This is a genomic window from Streptomyces thermovulgaris, from assembly GCF_002155915.1.
Taxonomy (GTDB): domain Bacteria; phylum Actinomycetota; class Actinomycetes; order Streptomycetales; family Streptomycetaceae; genus Streptomyces; species Streptomyces thermovulgaris.
Genome location: NZ_MUME01000406.1, coordinates 1 through 8,254, shown reverse-complemented (window position 1 = coordinate 8,254; position 8,254 = coordinate 1). Strand labels below are relative to the sequence as shown.

Annotated in this window: 7 protein-coding genes and 1 pseudogene; 4 read left to right on the top strand and 4 right to left on the bottom strand. The window is 74.2% G+C overall.

What is annotated here, in order from left to right; translation table 11 throughout:
• From CCN35_RS29745 to CCN35_RS25350, 3 genes and pseudogenes are all read left to right on the top strand, one after another.
• Window positions 1-162, top strand: a pseudogene (locus CCN35_RS29745) (threonine synthase); the annotation flags it as partial.
• A gap of 129 nt (window positions 163-291) precedes the next feature.
• Window positions 292-1,155: a protein phosphatase 2C domain-containing protein gene (locus tag CCN35_RS25355; protein ID WP_245863459.1), complete on the top strand. Its 864-nt coding sequence runs from the start codon at window positions 292-294 to the stop codon at window positions 1,153-1,155.
• Between the two features lie 385 nt (window positions 1,156-1,540).
• The gene (locus tag CCN35_RS25350; RefSeq protein ID WP_067397658.1) at window positions 1,541-2,023 is read left to right on the top strand and encodes an ATP-binding protein; all 483 of its coding nucleotides are present in this window, start codon (window positions 1,541-1,543) and stop codon (window positions 2,021-2,023) included.
• Between the two features lie 85 nt (window positions 2,024-2,108).
• Here CCN35_RS25350 and CCN35_RS25345 read toward each other — a convergent pair whose 3' ends face one another.
• Window positions 2,109-3,143: a DUF2637 domain-containing protein gene (locus CCN35_RS25345; protein WP_067397659.1), complete on the bottom strand. Its 1,035-nt coding sequence runs from the start codon at window positions 3,141-3,143 to the stop codon at window positions 2,109-2,111.
• A gap of 277 nt (window positions 3,144-3,420) precedes the next feature.
• A complete protein-coding gene (locus tag CCN35_RS25340; protein WP_067397660.1) occupies window positions 3,421-4,254 on the bottom strand; it encodes a (2Fe-2S)-binding protein in 834 nt (277 codons plus the stop codon).
• 163 nt (window positions 4,255-4,417) lie between these two features.
• On the opposite strand from CCN35_RS25340, the gene CCN35_RS25335 reads away from it, so the two are divergent.
• On the top strand, window positions 4,418-5,245 hold the full coding sequence (locus CCN35_RS25335; RefSeq protein WP_245863457.1) for a GntR family transcriptional regulator: 828 nt from the start codon (window positions 4,418-4,420) through the stop codon (window positions 5,243-5,245).
• A gap of 148 nt (window positions 5,246-5,393) precedes the next feature.
• On the opposite strand, the gene CCN35_RS25330 is transcribed toward CCN35_RS25335, so the two are convergent.
• Window positions 5,394-6,164, bottom strand: coding sequence for a hypothetical protein (locus CCN35_RS25330; protein WP_067397662.1), 771 nt, complete (start codon window positions 6,162-6,164; stop codon window positions 5,394-5,396).
• Window positions 6,165-6,330: 166 nt separating this feature from the next.
• Entirely contained in the window at window positions 6,331-8,028 is a 1,698-nt protein-coding gene (locus CCN35_RS25325) for a PucR family transcriptional regulator (protein WP_067397663.1), read from the bottom strand.
• Between the last annotated feature and the right edge of the window lie 226 nt (window positions 8,029-8,254).

The window sequence follows — 8,254 nt, the reverse complement described above, 5'->3', positions numbered from 1 at the left end:
CAGATCCGCCACGCCCAGCTGGACCTCGCCTCCCGCGGCTTCTACGTGGAGTCCACGAGCGCGGTCTGCTGGGCGGCCGTCAGGGAAGGGGCCCTCGGCGGCAGGTCGGCGGTGGTGCCGCTGTGCGGGGCGGGCCTGAAGTCGGGCCTGGCCCGGCCGTAGCCTCCCTCCGCGGGATCCGGCTCGCGCGGTCCGCCGTCCGCCGCCGGGCCCGCCGGCGCCCGCCCGCCCGTTTGCGGCACCGCGCCCATCGCCCTGCCGCTCGCCGATCCGGAGGAACTCGGCGACCTGGTGCCGGACACGGTGCTGGAGGGAGCCGATCACGGGACCTGCGCCCTGCGGGCGGCCTCGGTCCGCGGGGACTTCGCCCGGCAGCAGGGGCAGCCGCGGCGGGACGCCCTGCTCGTCGCGCGCTTCGGGACGGGCGAGCAGGCGCTCGTGCTCGTCGCGATGGCCACCGGGGCCCGGGGCACGCCGGGCGCGCACCGTGCGGCGGCCGGGGCGTGCCGGGGGATCGCCCAGGCCGTGGGCCGCAGCCATGCGCGGCTCGTCGAGGACATACGGGCGGCCCGGCGCGGCGACCTGAAGTCGGGGCTGCACCGGCTCACCGACCGCAGTCTCGGCCGTCTCCGCGTCGACGCCGTCGAACGGGGCCTCGACCCGGACGCGTACACGGCCACCCTGCGCTGTCTGCTGCTGCCCGCCGACCCCGAGTGCCGGGCCCGGATCTTCTTCGGCGTCGGTGCGGGCGGACTGTTCCGGCTGCGCGGCGGCACGTGGCACGACATCGAACCCCGGGTGCCCCGGACGGAGGCGTCCGGCGAACCCGCCGCCGGCTCCGGGACCACCGAGGGCGACCGGGCCACCATGAACCTCGGCCTCACCGTCCCGCCGAACCCCTCCGACCTGCCCCCGGAGCCGCCCCGCGAACCCTTCCGCTTCCGGGCCTCGCTGGCCCAGCCCGGCGACAGGCTCCTGATGTGCACCGCCGGCCTGGCCGACGCACTGCGCAGCGAGCCCGAGCTGTGCGCCCGCCTCGCACAGAGCTGGTCCGACCCGATTCCTCCGGACCCGGCCGCCTTCCTCGTGGACGCCCGGCCCCGGGACACGGGGGACGGGGACGACCGTACGCTCGCGGCCGTCTGGGAGGCGTGAGGCGCGGCCCACGCCTGCACGGGCCCGTGGACTTCGGGGCCACAGGGCCCGTGCCCGCCCGCGCGCCGTGCGTCCGCGGACGCCCTCGGCCGGGGAGGGACGGGAAAAGAGGCGGAGGAAAGACAGGAAAGGCGGGAAAAGGCAGGAAAGTTGAGAAAAAGGGGTTAAGGGGCGGAAAGGGGTGAGGGGAAGAGGAAGGAAAGAAGAAAAGGAAGGCGAGCGCCGGCCTTCGAAAGCGTCGCACTTCGGCCAAGTTCGCCGATTGTTGTCCGAACACCCGGTTGTTGAACGTGCGGCATGACTGGCCCGTGCCCCATCGGGCAAGGATCTCCGTGAACGTGTTCGAGCTGGAGGGAAACCGACGTCGACACGCGGACGGGGGGCCATGAAGAGGCATGCAGGAGGGGGCGGTCCCACCGTGATCGGGGCCTTCTCGGCTCCGGCGGAGGGGGGACGGAAGGACGGCTTCGGGGAGCGGCGCTCGCCGCTCCGGCTCAGGCGCAGACTGGGGCGGGCCGATCTGAGGGCGGTGCCCGAGACGCGCCGGGCCCTGCGCGAGCTGCTGCGTCACTGGGGCAGCCCCGGGACGTCGGAGGTCGCGGAGCTGCTCACGAGCGAGCTGCTCACCAACGCGCTGGTGCACACCGACGACGACGCCGTCCTGACGGCCACGGTGTCACCGCGCGGACTGCGCGTGGAGGTACGGGACTTCGTCGACCGCAAGCCCCGGGTCCGGGCGTCCGGCGGCGGCGACGACACCGGTGGCCGGGGACTGTTCCTGGTGCAGTCCCTCGCGGACGCCTGGGGCGTGTACACGCACGAGGTCGGCAAGTCGGTGTGGTTCGAACTGGACGCGGACGCCGCGTGAGACGGGTGTGGGGGCGCGGCCGCACGACCACGCCCCCACACCCGTTCACCGGTTCCGGGCCAGGGCCTGATCCGCTCGACGGGACCTACCCGAACTGCTGCTCGAGGTCCTTGAGCTTGCGTTCCAAGGAGTCCAGGCGCGGCAGGGCCAGGGTGTCGTCCTCCGCGGTGAGATCGACGGTGACGGGGTCAGTCCCCTTGCGGACGGGCAAGGAAGGGCGCGTACGGACGGGCAGGGGCTCCGCCGCCGCTATGGCGGGCTCCGCGGTGGCCGGGGCCGAGGCGGGCTCCAGGGCCTGTGCCTCCACCTGCCGGCCGCCGCGGCCGACGAAGCCCCTGTGACCCCGGCTGATCGCCTTCAGCTGTGCTCGTTCCATGCGCTGCTGCTCGCGCCGCAGCCGCCGGGCCTCGTCCTTCCGCCGCTTGTCCTCACGCACCTCGTCGACCGCCTCGTCCAGGCTGCGCACGCCTTCCAGGAGCATCAGCGACCAGGCCTTGTACGTCTCCCGGGGGGCCCGCAGCCAGCGGACCACCCGGATCTGCGGCAACGGGCGCGGTACGAGGCCCTGTTCCCGCAGGGCGGCCCGGCGGGTCTGCTTCAGCGCGCGGTCGAACAGGACGGCCGCGGACAGCGACATGCCGGCGAAGAACTGCGGCGCGCCCGCGTGGCCGGCTCCCCTGGGGGCGTGCACCCAGTTGAACCAGGCCGCGGCGCCCGCGAACGTCCACACCAGGATCCGTGAGCCGAGTGCCGCGTCACCGTGGCTGGCCTCGCGCACGGCGAGCACGGAGCAGAACATCGCCGCGCCGTCCAGGCCGAACGGGACGAGGTACTCCCAGCCGCCGGAGAGGCCGAGGTTCTGCCGGCCGAAGCCGACCAGGCCGTGGAAGGAGAGTGCGGCGGCGACCGCCGCACAGCAGAACAGAAGGAGGTAGGAGGCCGTTCCGTAGACGACCTCCTTGCGCCTGCGGCGCTGTTCGCTGCGCTCCCACGAGTCGTCCGCGCTCGCGTTCTCCCCGGAGCGCCTGCCGCGCGCGAGTACCGCCACCGCCGCCAGCATGCCCAGGAGCAGTACGGCGCCCGGAAGCAGCCAGTTCAGCGATATGTCGGTCAGTCTCATCTGGGGTCCCTTGCCTTGGGATAGGGCGTAACGCCCGTCATAGTGGCGCAATTCCACCGGCCCTCAGGGGGTTTCGGAGCAAGAGGTGGCCAAGGAGGTGCAAGGGAGCGCCCGAGGCGGCGTTATTCTCGAACTACCGCTTGAATGTTGGGAATTGAGTTCGAATAAGACTGCCTGTAAGAGTGGTTCCATGGAAAGTTCCCGCCGGGGGCGGGGAAAGTGTGCAATGGCCGTGACCCATGGGGGCCACGGCCGCGGAGAACCGTGCGGAGCGGGCTCAGCCCGCCGCGGCGGCCGCCAGTTTGGTGATCCGGTCGGCGTCGCAGGTGCGCGGACAGGTGACGCAGGTCTCCTCGGGGCGCACGGTGTAGAACATGCAGCAGCTGACCCGGTTGCGGGTGGGCAGCGACTCGCCGTTCGGCCCGGTCAGCTCGCGGAAGGCGGCCGAGCCGACGTACGGCCGGGTCGCGCCCGGCAGCAGCAGCTCCAGCTCCCGCCGGGCCCGCTGCTGCTCGCCGAGCAGCTGGGCGATGTACCACAGGCTCTCGACGGTCTCGTCGGTCGCCATGCCCCACAGGGCGCGGCCGCGCCGCCGCATGCGCGGGCCGAAGGCGGCCAGGACCGGCTCCAGGTGCTCGGCGATCGCCGCCCGCACCTCGGCGCGCAGCGCCTCCTCGTCGCGCACCACGCGTGCGCCGGGCAGCGCGGCCGCCGGGTCGCCGGGCAGGCAGGCGAAGCCGGTGAGACGTACGGCGATGTGGCCGGCGCGGCGGTTGCCGGAGACATGGGTCACCGGCAGGCGGGGCACCCTGCGGTGCAGGAACCACGGCAGGGTGAACAGCAGGCAGACGGGCCAGGCGTACCGGTGCAGGGCGAAGCTCGCCACGACGTCCGGACGGGCCCGTGTGCCGTACGCCTCCAGCACCTGGGCGTCGTCCAGGGCCAGGAAGGCGTCCAGCTCCGGGCCGCCCGCCGCGAGGGAGGCGGACGAGATCCAGTCGCCGCCGTCCGGGAGCGGTTCGCCGTCCTTGAGCTCCGTCACGGTGAGGCCGGGGAAGACCTCGGTGAGACGGGCGTACGCGTCCGCTACGGCCGAAGGGAGCACAGGCATGCCGGACCACCGTTTCGCGCTCGACTAGAGGTAAGCCTTACCTTACTTCACTTCGACGAACTGTGAACCCATGGCCCGTAACACTTAAGGTTCTTGACGGACGAGTGACAAGCCGCCGTAATGTCCCCAAGCACCCCAAGTGCCGCAAGCCCGGAGGAGGACCGTGAAGCAGGACGCGCAGGACTCCGCCGGCACCCGGGTCTCCGGCATTCCCGGGGCCCGGCCGGGCGCGGCGTCGCGCATGCCGCGGCAGTCACCCCCCGCGCCCGCGGACCCGTACCGGGAGCGGGGCGTTTCGTCCGCGGACACCGGCCGGCACGGCGTCCGCGGTGAGCACACCCACAGCGAGAGCCCCCTGCCGCGGCCCACCGTGCGGCGCTCCTCCGTGCGCGGACAGGTCCTGCAGGCCCTGCGCACCGCGCTGGTCGCGGGCGAGCTGCGGCCCGGCGAGGTCTACTCGGCGCCCGCGCTCGGCGAGCGTTTCGGGGTGTCCGCCACCCCGGTGCGCGAGGCGATGCAGCAGCTCGCGCTGGAGGGCGCCGTCGAGGTCGTGCCCAACCGCGGCTTCCGGGTGGTCGAGCGCTGCGCCCGCGAGCTGGCCGAGCTGGCCGAGGTGCGGGCCCTGATCGAGGTGCCGGTGATGCTGCGGCTGGCCCGTACCGTGCCCGTCGAGCGCTGGGCCGACCTGCGCCCGCTCGCCGAGGCCGGTGTGCGGGCCGCCTCCTCCGGCTGCCGGGCGACCTACGCCGAGGCCGACCGGGCCTTCCACCGCGCGGTGCTGTCCCTGGCCGGGAACGACCAGCTCGTCCGGATCGCCGAGGACCTGCACCGCCGCGCCCAGTGGCCGCTCGTCGGCGGCCCGGTGCGGTCCGGCCGCGCCGATCTGGTCGCCGACGCGGCGCAGCACACCGCGCTGCTGGACGCGCTGATCGCCCGGGACCTGGACGTGGTGCGCTCCCTGGTGGCCGAGCACTTCAAAGGAGCGGCGTGAGCCCGTCCCGCAGACGGCCGCGCCTCCCCGGTGCCGCACCGTTCGAAGGGCCCGGGGAGGCGTCGTACCGGCACGGCGGGGGTGCGCACGGCAGGGGTGCGTGTCCCGTCCCGCGGTGAGGGCCGGCGTCCGTCCCCGCGGCCCGGTGTCAGGCCGTCGCCGTCCTCGTCGTCGGCGGTAAAGGGGTCAGATGCCGGGCCAGCCACGTCGGTACGCCGCCCAGCAGCCGGAACAGCCGCCGGGCCTCCTCGCGCAGCCGGGACGCCTCCGGCTCGGACTCCGTGTCGGCGAGGGACACCAGCGCCGGGGCGGTGCCGACGAGGTAGCCCAGCTCCTCGCGGATCCGCAGCGACTCGGCGAAGCCGTGCCGGGCCTCGGCCAGCTCGCCGTCCCGCAGGGCCAGTCCGGCCAGATGACGCCAGGTGAAGGAGAGCAGGAGCCGGTCGGGCTGCGCGAGCGCGCCCGCGTGGGCGCGGCGGTAGGCGGCCCGCGCGGCCTGCGGGGAGCGGCCGAGGTTCTCGGCGATCAGTCCGCGCCGGAAGTCCAGCAGGGCCCGCCTCGGGCTCCCGGGCGGAATCAGGGCCGCCGCCCGGCCGAGCGCGGCCCGCGCCTCGTCCGCCCGGTCCCGTACGCCGTGCAGCGTGGCCGAGTAGGCGAGATACCCGCGCTCGCAGGCCGCCGCCCCCCGCTCCTCGTCGGTGTGGGCCAGCGCCTCGGCGGTGCGCAGCGCGTCCTCCGCCTCCTCCCAGCCCGCCTCGGTGTACAGGCACCGCTCGACCAGCAGCTCCGTCCGCTGCAGCGCCGCGGCGGGGGTGGTCGGTTCGATCAGAGCCGCCGCGTCGGCCCAGCATGCGCGTGAGCGCAGCCGCCATACCGCGGTCTGGAGTGGATCGTCGGCTGCGGTTCCGTTACCAGACATGGCGGTATGCGCCACATTGCCCTCCCGTGCACGCCGTCGAGCCTTGAGTGGTGGCGGCATCTCAGCACGAAATCCACAGCCCGGCCAAGAGGGCGGGTGAAAGAATTCACAAAGTCGGCGGACAGCGCCCCGCGTACGGCGCACACCGCTCGCCGCGCGCCGGTGCTCAGCTCATGCGCAGCGCGAGGAAGAAGTCCAGCTTGTCCTCCAGCCGGGACAGGTCACGGCCCGTCAACTGCTCGATCCGTCCGATCCGGTAGCGCAGGGTGTTGACGTGCAGATGGAGCCGGGAGGCGCAGCGCGTCCAGGAGCCGTCGCAGTCGAGGAACGCCTCCAGAGTGGGGATCAGCTCGGCGCGGTGCCGGCGGTCGTACTCCCGCAGCGGGTCCAGCAGCCGCGCGGTGAAGGCGCGGCGCACGTCGTCCGGGACGAAGGGCAGCAGCAGGACGTGGGAGGCCAGCTCCTGGTGGCCGGCCGCGCAGACGCGCCCCGGGCGCGCCGCCGCCACCCGCCGGGCGTGCCGTGCCTCCTCCAGCGCCCCGCGCAGCCCCTCCGCCGAGTGCACGGCCGCGCTGACCCCGAGCGTGAGCCGTCCGTCGCCGTCCAGGCCGGCCGACAGCGGCTCCCGCACGGCCTCCAGGAGCGTCTCGGCGAGAAGGCCCGTCTCGGCGTCGTCGTCCCCCGTCGGGACGGCCGGGAGCGGGACCAGCGCGACCGCCTCATCACCCGTGTGGGCGACCGCTATCCGGTCGGAGGGCTCGGGACCCGTGCTGTCCGGGGCGACCAGGAGCTCCTCCAGCAGGGACTGGACGGCCTGCCCGTCCTCGGCCCGTCCGCCGTCCCACTCGATCCGGGCCACGACCACCTGCCAGTGCGGGGCCGTCCCGAGCCCGGGCAGCAGCACCGGCGCCGCGACCCGCAGCCGTGCGGCGATCTCGGCGGGCGGCGCGCTCGACTGCACCAGCTCCACCACCTCCTGGGCGAGCCGCCGGCGCACCGTGCGGGCCGCGTCCCGTCGGTCCCGCTCCACCGCGATCAGCTGGGTCACGCCGTGGAGCAGGTCCAGCCGCTCCGCCGACCAGTCGCCCGCGTCCGCCTCCACGGCCAGCACCCAGTCCGACAGCGTTGTCTCCTGCGCGTCCTGGGCCGTGTCCGGTGCCGCCTCCTGGGCGTGGTGCGGGGAGCGGCCGGTGCTGCGGATGGGGAACAGGGAGTACGTCGTCGAGTCCAGCGTCACCCGGTGGGGGCCGGGACGGCCGGTGCGGCCGGCCGCCAGGTGCTCGCCGGCCAGCCGGACGCACGTGGGGGCGGACGGCGCCGGGCCCGCCTCCTTGGGTCCGGCGATCAGCCGGCCGGTGGGGGAGAGCAGCCAGGCCCGCAGGTCCAGGTCGGAGTGGAGCAGGTCGAGCACCGCGTCCGGGCCGCCGCCCGCCGGGCCGGAGGTCATCATCCTGCGGTGCCGCTCCACCACGGCCGCGAGATCGCCGGCGCGCTCGCTCGAGACCTGCCGCACGACGTGCTCGGTGACCGTCGCGAACGCCACCGACTCGTGCACCTCGAACAGCGGCAGCCGGTGCCGGGCGCAGGCCACCACCAGGTCGTCCGGCACCTCGCCCAGCTCGGCCGTCCCGGCCGCCAGGGCGGCCACACCGGCCTGCACCAGGATCCGTACGAACGACTCGGAGTCGGCGGGGCTCCGGCGCCAGGCGAGCCCGGAGAGCACCAGCTCGCCACCGGAGAGATAACGGCTGGGATCGCGCAGGTCGGTGGTCATGACCCCCCGCACGGTACGGTCCAGCTCCTCCTCCCCGCCGAGCAGCTTCAGGCCCAGCGCGTCGGTCTCCAGCAGTGCGCGCAGCCGCATTCTCGTCGCCGCCGTTCCATGTCTCGAAAACTTCCTGGGGCCGTGCCCGCCGTCGCGGAGGAAACCCGAGGGGTGCTGACGGCCTCCTTTCATATGAATCTACAAGATGACCGTTCTGGCCAGCCAAATCCTTCATGTCTTCTGTGGCAGGCCTCGCGCCCACGGCAGCCGCGCACCGGCTCCGCCGCAGGGCGGACGGGGGGCGACGAGGGGACGACGGGGAGGC

Coding starts and splice junctions, on each gene's coding strand:
- CCN35_RS25350 (WP_067397658.1), top strand. CDS start 1,541: ATGAAGAGGCATGCAGGAGGGGGCGGTCCCACCGTGATCGGGGCCTTC.
- CCN35_RS25345 (WP_067397659.1), bottom strand. CDS start 3,143: ATGAGACTGACCGACATATCGCTGAACTGGCTGCTTCCGGGCGCCGTA.
- CCN35_RS25340 (WP_067397660.1), bottom strand. CDS start 4,254: ATGCCTGTGCTCCCTTCGGCCGTAGCGGACGCGTACGCCCGTCTCACC.
- CCN35_RS25330 (WP_067397662.1), bottom strand. CDS start 6,164: ATGTCTGGTAACGGAACCGCAGCCGACGATCCACTCCAGACCGCGGTA.
- CCN35_RS25325 (WP_067397663.1), bottom strand. CDS start 8,028: ATGCGGCTGCGCGCACTGCTGGAGACCGACGCGCTGGGCCTGAAGCTG.